Source organism: Mucilaginibacter sp. 22184 (assembly GCF_052045695.1).
Lineage (GTDB): Bacteria > Bacteroidota > Bacteroidia > Sphingobacteriales > Sphingobacteriaceae > Mucilaginibacter.
The window spans coordinates 34,716-50,335 of the sequence record NZ_JBQEPI010000003.1; the positions used below are offsets into that span (position 1 = coordinate 34,716).

The window sequence follows — 15,620 nt, forward strand, 5'->3', positions numbered from 1 at the left end:
AATGATTGGAATTAATTAAAAAAGTGATCTCCGTCACTTTCAGTGATAAATGACCCTGGTCATTTATTGAACAACCATCACGGAATAGCTTTGCAGGCAAATACTTTAGATGGACATACCCGAAATAATAAATATAAGCACTGTTACCCCCGGTTTAAAACACCTGGTCTTCTTTGAGAAATTTGATGCCCTAAGACCGAAAAATGCGATGATCGTTACTGATGATCGTGACCCATCGCCTCTTTATTCCCTGCTGCTGGCCAAACGCGGAAGAGCTTTTCAATGGAAACTGGTTGAAAATGGCCCGGCGATCTGGAGCGTAGAAATTATAAAAAATAAGATAAGCGACAATGAGAAAACGTTAGTCAGGATCATTTCAGAAGATTACCGGAAAGCACAGGTGCTCAGAAGCCTGAATATCGATTTTAGTTTCGACGGCTATAAAACCCTCCGGGAAGCTTGCGAGGAAAAGGGATTGTCCTATGAAAAAGTCTCCCGGCAGTTGGCCGAAGTGAGCCATATAACGCCCGAGAAAGGAACAAACTATGCGGGTTGGGACATTGCTTTTTTGATCAATTATATCATCCAGTTTCATCATCAATTTATCAATTCACAAACCAGGTTCATTACCGAGCTGGCATATAAAGTCGCTGACTCTGAACGGGTGCGCTATCCTGAAATTAAGCAGATCGCAGATCTATTTTCCAGCATGGGCAGGCTACTCGAATTGAAAGGCGCCGATGAAGAGGCCATCCTGTTTTCTTATATAATCCAGTTAAATGTTGCTTATAAAACGAGGGTAAAAATAAGAGCGGCTGACTTTGGGTCTATAGCGAATTTCTTATACCCACTAGGGGCGGAAAATGCAAAAGTGGCCGAAAATTTTAAGCAAATAAGGTTGCTCACCAACGATTATACTGCGCCCGCCTATACCTCCAGTACCTGCTCTATATTATACAAGTTACTCGCTGAGTATGAAGATGATGCTATTCTTCATTTCCACCTGGAAAATAATATCCTTTTCCCTAAAGCTGATGAAATGGAAGGCCTGCTGAGGGGAAAACAAATGATTTATTAATAAACCGAATATTCAAATTTCAATTAAACAAGTTAACTATATTATCATGAGCCATACGTTTCATATACCGGTTTTAGGATTAGGTTATTCTATTGATACACCTATAAAAATTGCCCGATATGGCATATCCTCCAGCATGTCTGTTGTGGATGACGAGCTGATCGAAAGAATGCGCCAATACCATACACAGGTCGCCGGTGAAGCCTTTAACCCCATTTTAAAAAAAGAGGATGATGCGAGAGCCAGAAGAATCACCGCTTACCTGAACCTGGTTGACCGCCTGGTGGACCAGCAGTTTGAAGAGTTGAAAGCTTTGCCATTTGAAGCGGAAAATGATCTATGCCGTTACTTCAATCTGCTTCCCGAATATTCACGTTTAAAACAGGGCTATGATCTGATGTGGGAGCTCAAAGATGATTGGCAAAAAGAACACTTGCAGGGATTACTCAAACGGGAAATAAAACCGGGCGCCATTGATGTGAATATCATGTCTAAAGTAGATAAAATGAATTATACAGCAAACGGAGATTCCAGTGGTGACCTGAATACAGATGCATTAGCTGCTCTTCGCGGCTTTGCCCTCAGCAACCTGCAATCTTCAGTGATCCTGTCCGCAGGCATGAACCCGCGGTTATACAGTTACGTGGAAACATTCGCGGATTTTTATCCTGATGAAAACGGACTTCTGAGAAAAAAAGTTATCCTGAAGGTGAGTGATTTTCGTTCTGCATTTATCCAGGCGAAATTTTTTGCTAAAAAGGGCATATGGGTATCCGAGTTCCGGGTGGAATCCGGGTTGAATTGCGGCGGTCATGCGTTCGCGACGGAAGGGTACCTCCTTGGACCAATCCTGGAGGAATTCAGGCAGAGGCGACAGGAAATGGCAGAAGAGCTTTTTCAAAGTTACCAAAACGCATTACTGGAAAAAGGAATTACCTGTACTGAAGCCCCTATACAACGACTGAGTGTTCAGGGCGGGATCGGCACAGCTTCGGAAAACGAGTTTCTGCTTGAGCACTACGAAATGGACGCTACTGGCTGGGGCAGCCCTTTTTTACTGGTCCCGGAGGTCACTAATGTGGATAAGGAAACACTGGAGCAACTGGAACAAGCTGAGGAAGGAGATTATTATCTAAGCGGCGCGTCTCCTCTTGGCATTTTGTTCAATAATTTTGGAAAGAGCACGTCGGAAATACTCCGCCAAAGGCGGCTCGACAATAATCGACCGGGCAGTCCATGTACCAAAAAATATTTATGCACAAATACAGAATTTACCGAAGAGCCCATCTGCACTGCTTCCCGGAAATACCAGCGGCTAAAAATAGATCAATTACGTACCCTGAATCTTCCAGAGTCGGAATATGACCAACAATACCAATCCATAGTTGAAAAAATATGCCTTTGTGAAGGTCTTTGCGCCTCCGCCTATATCAAATATGATATGCTGAAACCCAGGGAAAACCACGCGGTTGCGATTTGCCCCGGGCCGAACCTGGCCTATTTTTCCAGAATTTATACGCTGGAAGAAATGACCCGGCATATCTATGGCACAGTGGACCTGTTGGAAAAGGTCAGGAGGCCTCATATGTTTATCAAGGAGTTGAACCTGTATATCGACTACCTTCAGCGTGACCTCCAATCTCAATTGAAGGAATTGGGCGATAAAAAGAAGAAACAACTAACCAAATTCAAGCTCCAGTTACAGGATGGTATCAGCTATTATAAAACACTTTTCGCTGAGTCTGCCAGCCAAACAAACCTATTCTTGCAGGATTGGATCACAGAGCTAACACATTCAGAAACAAAATTAAGTCAGATAGACATATGAGCTAAAACACGGAAAGGGCTGTACCTTTAGTACAGCCCTTTTCATATGCTTTTCAAGTGTTCAGGGTCTCTTGGGAAGAATAATCACCGGGGTGGTAATATGATAGGTCACCTGGCTATGTTGCCCTCTTTTAAAAAACCTTGCCATTTGTTCCCCCGGTTGCTGAACGACGGCGAGCAGATCCGTCTTCTTATTCGCGTTCAGCCAACTCCAATCCTTCCGGACTCTCGTATCAGGAATACTACGAAAATAAAATCCACCGTAGTTCAGCTTTTGATACAAATCACGAGTAAGTTTTTCTTCAGCCTTTTGTACACAGATGTCCGAAGGGTCTTCATTCAGATGGGCAATCATCAATTCAGCAGCAAAACCCTCCATAAGGCCAGCCAGTTCGGCAATGGAATTGATATCCTCTTCGTGGAGTTGCGACACAAAAGCTATCTTTTCAAAATTTTTGATTGCAGTACTTTCAGGTATCACAAGCACCGGAACAGCAGCCCAGTCAATGACACGTGTACAAACATCGCTGAGTATATAAGTCGCTAGGTCGTCAGCCCTGGAGGGAAAAGTAACGATCATATTGATCTCCCCGTTTTTCATGATAGCTGTCATGATGTCCACTATTTCAGGACCTTCATTATTAAAAGTCACTTCGGGCAAAAAGGCCCCCGGAAATGACCTGTTTTGCAGGTCAAGTTCCATACGCAGGGTAAAATCTGCCAACTCATTGCTGAAATCCATTAAATACGGTAATCCACCGGCCGTCACCAGCTGCTGGTTTGCAGGAACAGTGTTCATGCTAAACAACAATACTTTTGACTTCATTTTTTTGGCCATATGCATAGCAAAACGGGTGGCGTGGACAGATCTTTCTGAAAAATCGGTCAGTACAGCGATAGTATTCATAACTATGGGATGGAAGCTTACCGTGTTTGCACCGCTTTTTCCGTGGTTATGATCGCTTCCGTATAGCTGAAGAGCTCTTTCTTAGTTGCTTTAATCGCGGCAAACAAGGTTCTTAACTCTGTTTCCAATTTGTTGTATTTTTCAAGGAAGCTTAGATCCATTTCCTTTTTTTGGCCGCCAATGAACGGTTCAAGAAAACGGAGAAACTCCGGAACCTTTATTTTAAGAGATTCGAGATGCAGTTCCTGCTCCCGGATTTTTGCTGTAAAGTCCTGCGCTTTTGACGGAACCTTATTCAGCATGTCCGTGTCCTTGTATTTAGGCAGGATATTTTTAAAAAAATGAATTTCATCCTCCATAAAAGAGATATCCTGCAACCAATGCTCGCTTAAAATATACAGCTCCTGCAGTTCATACTCCAGTTGGCCGTCGGTTGGTGTTGGGTTCATAACTAAGTGGTATTTGGTAAATATTAACTTTTAAACAGACAAGGTATCGGAAAAAATCAACAAGGGAATATGGATGTGCCCTGCCATTTTTTGCGTATGGCTGCCTTTTAAAAGGCCGGCAAAAAAACCATGAGCACGATGCACCATGGCCAGCATATCTATATCCCCCTCCTTGCTCAGCCAATCCATTCCTGCCACAGCACGGCTGTCTTTGATTAGTTTGTATTCCATATTTTTATAGCCTAACTTTTTACTTAATTCCTGCAGTACTTCATCCAAGTAATGTTGCAGCTGGACAGTACTATGTTTTTCATTATTGACGTGTACAAGCAAAATGCCCGCGTTCAGCGGTTCGGCGATCGTGATCAGTTTACGTATGCAGTTCAAATCATCCTGCAAATGACTAAAATCCGTCGCGAATGCTATTTTTTTGATTTTTTTGAAAGGAATTTCAGTTGATACCAGCAATAAAGGAATATTGCTTGTATCAATTATTCTTTGCGTATGGTTACCAATCAACCATTGACCTATACCTTCTTTTTGATGAGCTCCAAGCACTACCAATTCCGTAACTTGCAAATCAACAGCCTGACTAACTACGTCACATACGGTACCCGGCTGACTTACACAAGTAATAACCGGCTTAAACTGACCTGGCATTGGACCATCAGCCAGCAAGCCCTCTTTAAGCGTATTTAACTCTTTTGCGCTGTCATTCATCAACTCCTCAAAAATATTCGGTGGCCAACCTACAAAACCTGTTTGTGGGATCTCTGCCGGAATAATCATGGCATTACAAAGCGTTATATTAGCCTTTAACTGCCTGGCCAATTCAAATCCATAACGAACCGCCTGTTTCGATCCATCCGAAAAATCGGTAGTAATTACTATTGTTTTCATGACTTTACACCTCTAATTTGTTTGGTAAAGCTGCTAAATTGTACGCAGCGAAAAACTGACGATGATCACATTTTATAATGATACAGGATCCGACAATTGGTGTTATTTGTCACTATGGTTTTCTTCCAAGTAAGCAGGCCTACCTTGGAAATACCCATAGCCATTTTCCGTTTTTTGTCGTATTGAGAATTATTATCTTAACAAAAGGGGATGGACGGCAAATGCGGCAAGATGACTGAAAAAAACAACCAAAGTAAATATTACCGATTTAATACTCATACCGGCCGGTCTTTTCACCCAAGGCAATTTTATAAACAATTAGTTCCACTTTATTCCCTACATCACTTTCTTTTTCTGTGATACCGTGAGAAGGGTGGTCGGGCGCATTTTCCGAAAGGGGCATGATCCGGTGGATAATCGCCTGCATCGCCTGTTGCTTTTCATCCATATCCGTTATTTCTTCGAATCTTCCCCAGGCGATCACACTTTTCCAGCGGAATATGCTTTGGATATCGTCAATCTCGAAGCATACCTCAGGATTCCTGCGCATCATATCAATTTTCTTTCCCTGGGCAGAATGCCCATATATATACGCACCGTCATACACATAGTTAATTGGAACTATATAAATACGGCTATCAGCATAGCAGGCGATGCGGCCGGTAACCTGTTGCCTTAACAAGTCCTCTATTTCCTTCGTTGTCAATTTACCTAACATATCTTGTTTCCTCACGATTATAGTTAAAAACCTGACGGGCTAAAAAAAATGGAGAATCACAAAAAGAATAAGCAGCAGTAACTCCACCAATAGAAAAAGCACATAAGGATTTACCCTTACTATGCCCTTCTTTATTATTTTTGCTATACGGTTCATCCAGTTTTTATCTCCCGTAAAATGATCACAACAAATATTCAAAAAGAAGCATAGCCATAAAATGATGATCATCACTTCAATAGGTGACCTGGGCGGGAGACCAGCGTGACCATAGTCATATGGTGGCACTTACCTATTCGGTAATTTTATAAGATAATCTTACAAAAGTTAGTCTGGTCACATGAAAAAGAAGAACGGCATTAAATATTTCAAACAGGAGTGGAAGGATATGAAGGCTGATCTCAAATCTTACTTAAAGAAAGGGGAACAGGAAGATCTGCATCGGTTCCGGGTGCAGGTAAAAAAGCTAAGAGCCTTTTCTACCTTATCCGATAGCCTCTTGCCCCACTCCCATATGAACAAAAAGTTCAGATCGGTAAAGAAAATCTTTAAAGAAGCGGGTAAATTGCGAAACACCTATATCAAATTGAAATTAACTAACGAACCCGGAGCCAGGAAAAGAACATCTCGGGATTTGACCGTAGAAAAGTGCAGTACGAATTTCAGATTGAAAACCCGCAGATATTTGAAAAAAGCCCAAAGTGTATACCGCAGACTTAAAAGGAATATAAAACCCCTCAAAGACTCTTCTGTCTATCACTTTTACCAGGACCAGCTTCAACAAATTGCAGGCACGTTAGCGCCAATTCAGTTTAACGAAAAATTACATGAGTGCCGAAAACGCATTAAAGTGCTGTTATACAATTACCAAGTTGTTCAAACTACGCTTGGCTTAACATTGAATGAAGATTACCTGAAACAGGTACAGGAAGCAATTGGCAACTGGCACGATTACTCATTGTCCTTAACCGGTGGCCCATCACTTGATCATACAACAAACACGGCTGTAAATGTCCTGAGTGAGCCACAACAAAAACTTAAAGAGGAGATCATCAATCTTACCCATAATTTTTATCACCGGGCAACTACTACAGGAATTTGAAACTGTTTTTTTTAGAACATAACTTCGTCTCCATCAATATTCTGTAAATTCAACCTATATCTGGTTAGGCCTCAAAATGTTGTCCGCTCCAATGATTTATTGTGCTTTCAACTCATTGTGGTTTACTGCAAACAGTAGTTTTGGTTTACCTTCCTCCATAATCGTAACAGGAACGTGGAGTTCGTCCTTTACTTTGACCCGGAGCGCTTCCTGCGCGCTAGGTTCCCCGTGTACCAAAAAAATCGCCACCGGTGATGCTACAAATCCCTTTACCCAGGTTAGCAGCTCGCCCTGATCGGCATGTGCGGACAAGCCGCCGATCTCCAGAATCCGCGCTCTGACCGGGTAATATTGTCCGTGTATCTTAATTTCCGCTACTTGATTGAGCAGCGCCCTCCCGCGGGTACCTTCGGCCTGATAACCGATCATCAGGATGGTATTCCTCGCATTCCCAAGATAATGTTTGAGATATTCCAAAACCCTGCCACCGGTAAGCATCCCGCTAGCAGCAAGTACGATCTTGCTCCCCCGCTGACGAATGATCTTTTCCGTGTGATGATAATCCGGATTGATGGTCACTCCGCTGAACATGCGTGCAGCATCCGCTGGCGGAAGGGTTAGCCAGTCCGGATATTTCAACAGGGACCGGCCGGCCGAGGCAGCCATCGGACTATCCAGGAAAACCGGGATACTTTGAGGTATTGCTTTGCTGTTTTTCAAGCGGTATAAAATATGCATCACATCCTGCGCCCGGCCAACGGCAAAACAGGGAACCAGCAAATTACCGCCCTGAAAGATCGTGTCTTTGATGGCCAGGGCGAATGCTTCCGCCGGATCGGCTTCCCCGTGCAGGCGATCCCCGTACGTAGACTCCATCACTACGAAATCAGCTTTAACCGGGTGAACCGGCGGGGGCAGCAATTCTGAATGATACCGGCCAATGTCTCCGGAAAATACAATTGTTTTCCCATAGCAGTTGATTTCCACGGAGCATGCCCCCAAAATATGTCCGGCGGGGAAAAATTTAAACCTAATCTCCTCGTGGAGCTGGAAATCATGGCCAGCTTCTATAGTGACAAAATACTGTAATGCCGTTTCCACGTCCCCTGTCGTATATAATGGTTCGGCCGGTTGATGTTTGCTGTAACCATGCCTGTTAGCTTTATCGGCATCCTCTTCCTGTAGTTTTGCGCTGTCCCTCAGGATCAGTTCGGTCAGGTCACGGGTAGGTGAAGTCATGTAAATTTTCCCCCGGTACCCGTTTTTGACGAATAAGGGAATATATCCGCAATGATCCAGATGAGCATGGGTAAGGATCATCACATCGACAGCTGAAAGTTCCGCCGGTGGTTTTTCCCAGTTTCTTTCCCTGAGAGACTTAATACCCTGGAATAAGCCACAATCTACCAGGATGTTCAGATCCGGTGTTTGCAAAAGGTGTTTTGAACCGGTAACAGTTTCCGCGGCCCCAAAAGACTGTAAATAAACAGCCTGGTTATGAAGATCATTATTTTCGTTGTTCATGATCAATAGCTTTGAATAGTCGGTTTATATGATCCCGTAAAATTAGTGCGCTGCCCAAACCGGATTATTGACGAAGATCATTTTGGGAACTGATTTGAATCATAGCAGTTTTTAATAAATACCGGGAAATTTGGACTATAAACATTAAATTAAATCATTATGTCAACTTTAGTAAAAACTAACGGCCTTCCTTCATTCAGGTCAATGATGGAAGATTTTTGGAACACCGACAAGTTCTTTGACAAACCTCTTTTTACAGGAGAGCAATTACCTGCGGTAAACATCCGGGAAACCAAACATAATTTTGAGCTGGAAGTAGCAGCACCAGGTTTCAAAAAGGAGGATTTTAAGATCTCAACCGAAAATGGTCTGATGACGATCAGCGCCGAAACCAGTAAGGAGCAAAAGGAAGAGACAGAAAACTACACCCGTAAAGAGTTTTCAAAAACAGCCTTTACCCGCTCTTTCAAACTGCCGGAAAATGTTGAGGAAGAAAAGATCAAAGCATCGTACAAAGATGGCCTACTGGTTGTTGATCTTAAAAAATCAGACAAGGTTCTCCCGGCCAAAAAAGAAGTAAAAGTTGACTGATCCGCATCAGTCCAACAGGTTTCAATCTTAACAACACCATGATGTCAGACCTTACCAGGCAATATCTTATGACCAAACGGCGGGCGGCCGATCTGGAGTTCTATAAAATTGAAACAGCTTTCCTGCTTCGTTTGCTGGATGATTATTTCATCCGCTTATCGGCACCACCATACCTGGCTAAACTCAAACGGGCAGGAAAGCAACTTTACCAATTAGAAACAGACCTGCAGCAAGCGGACAGGCAACTTAGCCATCAGCTTAAACAGCTCGAAATGATCCTAACCGGGTCCCTGTCGGAGGACCAAACTTTGTTATATGCTAACCAGTCTCCGTTAGAAAGGTTCAACAACCGCTTAGCCAAAGATTATCGCGCAACTAAAACAGAACTTTTCCTATTGATCGCAAACATCAAGCGCATCACTACGCCGTTTACCTATTAAGGCAGCGCACAAAATAACATCAGTTTCCGGAGGTACTTTTTTATAGCTAAAAAAGGGCAAGCTATTGCCCCATTCTTCAATCGTAATCTATGACGATCTGGTCGTCTACGGTGGACACTCCCGGTGCAGCCCATGCTGCATAGGCTGCTTCCGTTCTCTCGTTCCAGGAATGTACCTTGCCTTTCAATATGACCTGATCACCCTGTATTTCGATCTGAATTCCTGTAGCCTCCAGGTTCGCCCGGCGCTGCAGTGCCTTAGCGATATTTTCTTTGATCAGTATTGCGTCAGGGCGGGGCTTTACAACGATCCTGTCAATGACCTGCTTAATACCTTTCTGACCGCAAATGGCATTACAAACTTCTTCTTTTTGATAGGCCCAGTCAACTTCTCCCTCCAGGCATACTTCAGCGCTTTTCACATTTACCTGTATCCGGTCATCGGGAATTGTGGTGTGCCATTTCAGGGCATTTGATACATTTTTGGCGATCAGCTCATCGGGTAATTGGGCGTCGGCAGGGAGCACCACTTCCAGTTCATCATGCACAGCTTTTACACCTTTGATCCGGCGCGCCACTTTCCCGGCAATCATTTTCCCGGCAAAGGAGCATACATGACCGCTCAATGTGACCGCTCCCTCGTGGACACCCACTTCGATTTCGGTTGAATTAACCATGGGCTCCCATTGCAGTTCTTCGATAATGTCTTGACGGATTTCTTTATCTGTTTTCATAACGCTTTTGATTTAATGATCGATCCAACAAAATTGCAACCTCCAATACCCTTAAAAAATGATATCGCTCAGTACATTGCCTGATGCTGATCAAACCTGCGTCAATAACAGAGCAACCCGGCATGAACTGTTTGTGTCCGATATCATATATCCAGGTGACCAGGGACATTTACCGATAGGGATGAAAAAGCAAACTTTGTATGGAATAAAACTTTAAAATCACCCGACATGAAAACGATATTAGTCCCCACCGATTTTTCCGCGCCTGCAAACAATGCCGCACGTTATGCCCTCCATCTGGCCAAAAGCATGAAAACCGGCATCCGGTTATGTAGCGCAATTTCAGTGCCCGCAGAGGCTCCGATGGCCCCACAAATTGCCTGGCCGCTGGAAGATTACACCTCTATCAAAAGCTTCGTGACAGAACAACTGGAGCTGTCTGTAGAAAAGCTGGAACAAAAACTCGAGGAACAAGCGGAGGGGCTACCACCAGCTTACCAGCCAGCTATTGGTTACAGCAGTGAGGTTGGCTCGGTAACCGAGGTGATCAGAAATGTGATGGATGAACAGAAAATGTCCCTGGTCGTAATGGGTATGTCAGGAGCAGGGGGCCTGAGCCGTTTTTTCCTGGGCAGCAACAGCCGTGATCTGATAGAAAAAACCACATTCCCGGTACTGCTTATTCCGGGAGATTTTATTTATCAGCCTATTAAAAAGATCGCTTTTGCCACCGATTTGAGCAAGGGGGATATAGAAGTGATTCATTCCCTGGCCAGCATGGCGCACTATTTTAACGCGGAGATCCTCGTTAGTCATATTACGGATGAAAAATATGAAAAACATGCCGAACAACGGGAGATCGACGATTTCCTGGCCGAAGTATCGGATAAAGTCAATTATCCAAAAATATATTACCGGCATGTCAAGAGTATCGATGTGGATCGCGGCCTGAACTGGCTTTATGAACACAGCCAGATCGATATGCTGGCCATGGTTCATCGTCCTCATCATTTTCTTTCGAAACTGATCAGTGGCAGTCATACACAGCGGCTGGCTAAACATATCACCATTCCATTACTGGTATTCCCGCCCGACTGCTGTGCGGTACTATAAAACAAGCATTGTATTAAAACACAATTAAACACCGCGAAATGAAAACTCCAGGTTATATGCGGGCCATGATATTCGAAAAAGCCGGCCAGCCACTTACCCTTAAACAGGTACCGGTACCCAAACCGGCCGACGGGCAGGTCTTGCTGAAAATCCTGGCTTGCGGTATCTGCAGAACGGATCTGCATATCCTGGACGGCGAGCTTGATCAGCCTAAACTTCCGCTGATCCCTGGTCATGAAATCATTGCAGCGGTAGCCGGATGGGGAAAGGACGTGAAAGAACAAGCACTGAATTCCCTGGTCGGTGTACCCTGGCTGGGTTATACCTGCGGGAATTGCCGGTACTGCAAACAGGGGAGGGAAAATCTCTGTGATCATGCGCTGTTTACCGGTTATACAATTGATGGCGGTTACGCCGAGTACGCCGTAGCTGATGCACGATATTGTTTCCCCATTGACGTTCATAATGATAGCGCTTCAGCTGCACCGCTGCTCTGTGCCGGTCTGATCGGTTTTCGTTCCTACCGGATGATCGATCCCGTCGCGATCAATATAGGCATTTACGGTTTTGGCGCAGCGGCGCATATTATCATTCAAATTGCCCGGGCGCAGGGAAAAAGAGTTTTTGCCTTTACCCGTAACAGCGATGAGGCCGCGCAGGAATTTGCCAGGCAATCAGGAGCCGTTTGGGCCGGCAACAGTACTGAAGCGCCTCCTGAACTACTGGATGCCGCTATGATATTTGCATCCGCCGGTGAGCTGATCCCTATGGCTTTAAAACAGGTAAAAAAGGCTGGGCAGGTCATTTGCGGCGGCATTCATATGAGTGAGATCCCTGCATTTCCCTATGAGCTCATTTGGGGAGAAAGGACCATCCAATCGGTAGCTAACCTGACCCGCCAGGATGGCCTGGATTTTTTCGACACACTGAAAACAATCCCCGTTCATACACAGACCACCGTATTCCCTCTTGCACAGGCCAATGAAGCCATTGAAAAATTAAGGAGAGGCCAGATCAGCGGAGCAGCGGTTTTAACCATGGCCTGAAGCCGGGCTTTAGCTATCGAAAAGTTTTTCATCATTCAACCTTTTGACTACTGTTTAACCGATGCCTAAAAAATAAATAATGGAAACTACTCCTATTACCCTTCGTCCCGGATTTTCAACCGTAAAAATAGCCGGATTGAATGATGCGCAGGTTGTCGAGGCCCGAAAACAATTCGGGTTCAACCGGTTGCTTTATAAAAAGGGGAATCGTTTTTTTGATGCGGTCAAAAGTCTGTTCAAAGAGCCTATGGTCCTGCTGCTGCTGGCAACCTCAGGAATTTATTTTGTCAGCGGCAATACCGGTGATGGTTTTTTCCTGGCTTCTGCCATTATATTGGTTTCCGCTATTTCCCTGTATCAGGACTCTCGGAGTCGCAACGCCATGGAGCAACTCAGGAACTATACCCAAGCCGGCTGTAAGGTTATCCGGAATAGTAAAACAGTAAGTATAAGAGCCGAGGAACTGGTCGTAGGTGACAGTCTGGTTGTTGAAGAGGGCGCAGCTATTATGGCCGATGCCGCAATCGTTCAATCCAATGACTTCTCTGTGAATGAATCCATTCTCACCGGGGAATCGCTATCCGTTTATAAAGATCCGGAACAAAGTGACCATTTTATCTACCAGGGCACAATGGTCGCCAGCGGACTGGCCATTGCTACGGTAACAGCTATTGCCCATGAAACAAGGCTGGGAAAAATTGGCAAAAGTCTGGAGGCCATACCCGAAGAGCAAACACCACTCGAACTGCAGATTAGTAGCTTTGTCAAGAAGATGGTGATTGCCGGTGTTGTCATATTCCTGATTGTCTGGGCCATCAACTATTACCGATCGGCCCTTATTCTGGATAGCCTGCTGAAGGGACTTACGCTGGCGATGAGTATTTTGCCGGAAGAGATACCGGTGGCTTTTACCACCTTTATGGCCATTGGTGCCTGGCGCCTGATGAAGATGGGGGTCGTGGTCAAACAAATGAAAACGGTGGAGACCCTCGGCAGCGCTACAGTAATCTGTACCGACAAAACGGGAACGATCACTGAAAACAAGATGAGCCTTGCCGGTGTTTTCGCTTTGAGATCAAATCGCGTCGCTGATAATGTAGGTTTGTTTGATTCAAATGAACGGGAGTTGATCAGAATGGCTATGTGGGCCAGTGAACCCGTACCTTTTGATCCGATGGAGGTCGCCCTGCATCATACTTATATGCAGCTATTCCCAACTGATGAAAGGCCGTTTTATCATATGATCTACGGATATCCGCTGGGCGGCAAACCTCCCATGATGACCCATATTTTCACTGATGGTTCGGGGCGCCGGATCATTGCCGCCAAAGGGGCCCCAGAGGCCATTATGCAGGTATGCGTGTTAAGCGAAGAGGAGTATCAATGTACGCTGGCCGCCATTGCCACGTTTGCTGATGACGGTTACCGGGTTTTAGGCGTTGGAGAGGCTATCTTTGGAGAAGAAGAGTTCCCAGCCAGCCAGCAGGAATTCAGATTTACATTTAAAGGGGTCGTTGCTTTTTACGATCCCCCAAAAGCAAATATTAAGAAAGTACTGCAGACATTCTATAAAGCAGGCCTGGCGGTGAAAATCATTACCGGTGACAACTCTGCGACAACTGCATCCATCGCCAGGCAGATCGGATTCAAAGGATATGATCAATGCATCGACGGCACGGCCTTAATGACACAGAGCGATGAAGAGTTACGAAAAACCGTTCTCCAAACAAACATGTTTACGCGAATGTTCCCCGAGGCGAAGCTAAAGGTGGTTCGGGCCCTGAAAACTCACAGTCAGATTGTGGCCATGACCGGGGATGGCGTCAATGACGGGCCAGCATTAAAAGCGGCACATATTGGCATTGCAATGGGCAAAAAAGGAACAGAGATTGCCAAACAAGCAGCCGCCCTCGTCCTAGTCGATGATGACCTGTCAAAAATGACAGATGCCATAGCCATGGGCAGAAGGATATATGCTAATCTTAAAAAGGCCATCCAGTATATCATTTCCATCCACATCCCTATAATCCTCACCGTATTTATTCCACTGTTACTCGGCTGGACATATCCCAATATCTTTTCACCTGTACATATCATTTTCCTCGAGCTGATCATGGGGCCTACCTGTTCCATCGTTTATGAAAATGAGCCCATGGAAAAGAATACCATGATGCAGCAACCCCGGGCATTTACCCAAACCTTTTTTAACGGAAAAGAACTCCTGACGAGTGCCATTCAGGGCCTGGTCATCGCGGCTGGTACTTTGGGTATTTACCTGTTTGCCGTATCCCGGCATTTCAATGAAACCACTACACGCACCATGGTATTCAGTACCCTGATCGTTGCTAATATCCTGCTGACTTTGGTAAACCGTTCTTTTTATTACTCCTTGTTAACTACCATTAAGTACAGGAATAACCTCGTGCCTGCTTTGCTTGGCATCACGATCCTGGTTTCCGGATCATTATTTTATATCCATCCGTTGTCAACATTTTTTGGATTTGAACCTTTAGGCCTTGTCCAGTTATCCATCAGTTCGGTAGTGGGCACACTTTCCGTAATTTGGGTTGAGGTATTGAAACCGGGCAAAAGAGCTATCTTGCTTCAAAGCCAGATCCATCATTAAATGACGAATATCAATATAAAGTATGATGGATTACAGCATCACAAAACAGCCCGTAAGCGATATTTGTATTACCCGAGGGATGGAATTTATTCCTGTTTCGGTAGATGAAGCAGTAGACTTCGTCTTTAAGGACTGAAGTGCTGCCCATTACGGAACCGGAAACCCCGGTTCCGTTTTTTTACCGTCCACAGAATAAAAACATCAGTGTTTTGCGTTCCGGCCTCCACACGGAACGCCCATTCCTAAAAATCACTCCTCAGGAGGCTAAAGAACATAAATAATGCTGATTATCAACCAAATGAATGACAAACATCATTATTTAAGGGATTACAAAACAAGATATTTATTCCGGTAAATAATTACGGATATGGAAACACTGAACAAAACACAGAAACGGTCAGAGAACAAACTTCATGGAGATTTAAGGCTACTGGCTTATCTAATTATTTTGTTTTTTCCGAACAGTACACAAGCGACAACTTTAAATCTATATTATCAGCACTCTTTGACTCGCGTCGATACTCCAATAGCCGAATCACTAAAAAATCAGCTGAGAAACCATAAGGGTG

Annotated in this window: 14 protein-coding genes; 8 read left to right on the forward strand and 6 right to left on the reverse strand. The window is 44.5% G+C overall.

The window, feature by feature from the left end; translation table 11 throughout:
* The first annotated feature begins 109 nt into the window (after positions 1 to 109).
* A complete protein-coding gene (locus ACTJKG_RS07640) occupies positions 110 to 1,078 on the forward strand; it encodes a DUF542 domain-containing protein (RefSeq protein WP_440738839.1) in 969 nt (322 codons plus the stop codon).
* A gap of 46 nt (positions 1,079 to 1,124) precedes the next feature.
* Positions 1,125 to 2,906: a hypothetical protein gene (locus ACTJKG_RS07645; protein ID WP_440738840.1), complete on the forward strand. Its 1,782-nt coding sequence runs from the start codon at positions 1,125 to 1,127 to the stop codon at positions 2,904 to 2,906.
* A 60-nt stretch (positions 2,907 to 2,966) separates the two neighbouring features.
* Here ACTJKG_RS07645 and ACTJKG_RS07650 read toward each other — a convergent pair whose 3' ends face one another.
* The 4 genes from ACTJKG_RS07650 to ACTJKG_RS07665 form a co-directional block, all read right to left on the reverse strand.
* Complete coding sequence (locus tag ACTJKG_RS07650; protein WP_440738841.1) at positions 2,967 to 3,812, reverse strand: universal stress protein; 846 nt, start codon at positions 3,810 to 3,812, stop codon at positions 2,967 to 2,969.
* A gap of 17 nt (positions 3,813 to 3,829) precedes the next feature.
* The gene (locus ACTJKG_RS07655) at positions 3,830 to 4,261 is read right to left on the reverse strand and encodes a hypothetical protein (protein ID WP_440738842.1); all 432 of its coding nucleotides are present in this window, start codon (positions 4,259 to 4,261) and stop codon (positions 3,830 to 3,832) included.
* Positions 4,262 to 4,291: 30 nt separating this feature from the next.
* On the reverse strand, positions 4,292 to 5,161 hold the full coding sequence (locus ACTJKG_RS07660) for a universal stress protein (RefSeq protein ID WP_440738843.1): 870 nt from the start codon (positions 5,159 to 5,161) through the stop codon (positions 4,292 to 4,294).
* Positions 5,162 to 5,429: 268 nt separating this feature from the next.
* Positions 5,430 to 5,867, reverse strand: a complete 438-nt coding sequence (locus tag ACTJKG_RS07665) for a pyridoxamine 5'-phosphate oxidase family protein (protein WP_440738844.1) — start codon at positions 5,865 to 5,867, stop codon at positions 5,430 to 5,432.
* A 349-nt stretch (positions 5,868 to 6,216) separates the two neighbouring features.
* Here ACTJKG_RS07665 and ACTJKG_RS07670 point away from each other — a divergent pair, with 349 nt between their 5' ends.
* On the forward strand, positions 6,217 to 6,978 hold the full coding sequence (locus ACTJKG_RS07670; RefSeq protein WP_440738845.1) for a CHAD domain-containing protein: 762 nt from the start codon (positions 6,217 to 6,219) through the stop codon (positions 6,976 to 6,978).
* A gap of 96 nt (positions 6,979 to 7,074) precedes the next feature.
* Here the strand turns inward: ACTJKG_RS07670 and ACTJKG_RS07675 are convergent, their stop codons facing one another.
* Positions 7,075 to 8,502: an MBL fold metallo-hydrolase RNA specificity domain-containing protein gene (locus ACTJKG_RS07675; RefSeq protein ID WP_440739104.1), complete on the reverse strand. Its 1,428-nt coding sequence runs from the start codon at positions 8,500 to 8,502 to the stop codon at positions 7,075 to 7,077.
* A gap of 159 nt (positions 8,503 to 8,661) precedes the next feature.
* Here ACTJKG_RS07675 and ACTJKG_RS07680 point away from each other — a divergent pair, with 159 nt between their 5' ends.
* Positions 8,662 to 9,093: an Hsp20/alpha crystallin family protein gene (locus tag ACTJKG_RS07680; protein WP_440738846.1), complete on the forward strand. Its 432-nt coding sequence runs from the start codon at positions 8,662 to 8,664 to the stop codon at positions 9,091 to 9,093.
* Positions 9,094 to 9,131: 38 nt separating this feature from the next.
* On the forward strand, positions 9,132 to 9,533 hold the full coding sequence (locus ACTJKG_RS07685) for a hypothetical protein (protein ID WP_440738847.1): 402 nt from the start codon (positions 9,132 to 9,134) through the stop codon (positions 9,531 to 9,533).
* A gap of 76 nt (positions 9,534 to 9,609) precedes the next feature.
* On the opposite strand, the gene ACTJKG_RS07690 is transcribed toward ACTJKG_RS07685, so the two are convergent.
* Entirely contained in the window at positions 9,610 to 10,266 is a 657-nt protein-coding gene (locus tag ACTJKG_RS07690) for a BON domain-containing protein (protein WP_440738848.1), read from the reverse strand.
* Between the two features lie 228 nt (positions 10,267 to 10,494).
* Between ACTJKG_RS07690 and ACTJKG_RS07695 the strand changes: the two genes are divergently transcribed.
* The 3 genes from ACTJKG_RS07695 (at position 10,495) to ACTJKG_RS07705 (ending at position 15,051) form a co-directional block, all read left to right on the forward strand.
* Complete coding sequence (locus ACTJKG_RS07695) at positions 10,495 to 11,379, forward strand: universal stress protein (RefSeq protein WP_440738849.1); 885 nt, start codon at positions 10,495 to 10,497, stop codon at positions 11,377 to 11,379.
* Between the two features lie 38 nt (positions 11,380 to 11,417).
* Complete coding sequence (locus tag ACTJKG_RS07700) at positions 11,418 to 12,425, forward strand: zinc-dependent alcohol dehydrogenase family protein (RefSeq protein WP_440738850.1); 1,008 nt, start codon at positions 11,418 to 11,420, stop codon at positions 12,423 to 12,425.
* A 79-nt stretch (positions 12,426 to 12,504) separates the two neighbouring features.
* Entirely contained in the window at positions 12,505 to 15,051 is a 2,547-nt protein-coding gene (locus tag ACTJKG_RS07705) for a cation-translocating P-type ATPase (protein WP_440738851.1), read from the forward strand.
* Positions 15,052 to 15,620: the final 569 nt, after the last annotated feature.

What these genes read in the sequence shown, in the direction of transcription:
- ACTJKG_RS07700 (WP_440738850.1), top strand. Translation starts at nt 11,418, where the DNA reads ATGAAAACTCCAGGTTATATGCGGGCCATGATATTCGAAAAAGCCGGC.
- ACTJKG_RS07640 (WP_440738839.1), top strand. Translation starts at nt 110, where the DNA reads ATGGACATACCCGAAATAATAAATATAAGCACTGTTACCCCCGGTTTA.
- ACTJKG_RS07670 (WP_440738845.1), top strand. Translation starts at nt 6,217, where the DNA reads ATGAAAAAGAAGAACGGCATTAAATATTTCAAACAGGAGTGGAAGGAT.
- ACTJKG_RS07675 (WP_440739104.1), bottom strand. Translation starts at nt 8,502, where the DNA reads ATGAACAACGAAAATAATGATCTTCATAACCAGGCTGTTTATTTACAG.
- ACTJKG_RS07645 (WP_440738840.1), top strand. Translation starts at nt 1,125, where the DNA reads ATGAGCCATACGTTTCATATACCGGTTTTAGGATTAGGTTATTCTATT.
- ACTJKG_RS07655 (WP_440738842.1), bottom strand. Translation starts at nt 4,261, where the DNA reads ATGAACCCAACACCAACCGACGGCCAACTGGAGTATGAACTGCAGGAG.
- ACTJKG_RS07695 (WP_440738849.1), top strand. Translation starts at nt 10,495, where the DNA reads ATGAAAACGATATTAGTCCCCACCGATTTTTCCGCGCCTGCAAACAAT.
- ACTJKG_RS07660 (WP_440738843.1), bottom strand. Translation starts at nt 5,161, where the DNA reads ATGAAAACAATAGTAATTACTACCGATTTTTCGGATGGATCGAAACAG.
- ACTJKG_RS07690 (WP_440738848.1), bottom strand. Translation starts at nt 10,266, where the DNA reads ATGAAAACAGATAAAGAAATCCGTCAAGACATTATCGAAGAACTGCAA.
- ACTJKG_RS07650 (WP_440738841.1), bottom strand. Translation starts at nt 3,812, where the DNA reads ATGAATACTATCGCTGTACTGACCGATTTTTCAGAAAGATCTGTCCAC.
- ACTJKG_RS07680 (WP_440738846.1), top strand. Translation starts at nt 8,662, where the DNA reads ATGTCAACTTTAGTAAAAACTAACGGCCTTCCTTCATTCAGGTCAATG.
- ACTJKG_RS07685 (WP_440738847.1), top strand. Translation starts at nt 9,132, where the DNA reads ATGATGTCAGACCTTACCAGGCAATATCTTATGACCAAACGGCGGGCG.
- ACTJKG_RS07705 (WP_440738851.1), top strand. Translation starts at nt 12,505, where the DNA reads ATGGAAACTACTCCTATTACCCTTCGTCCCGGATTTTCAACCGTAAAA.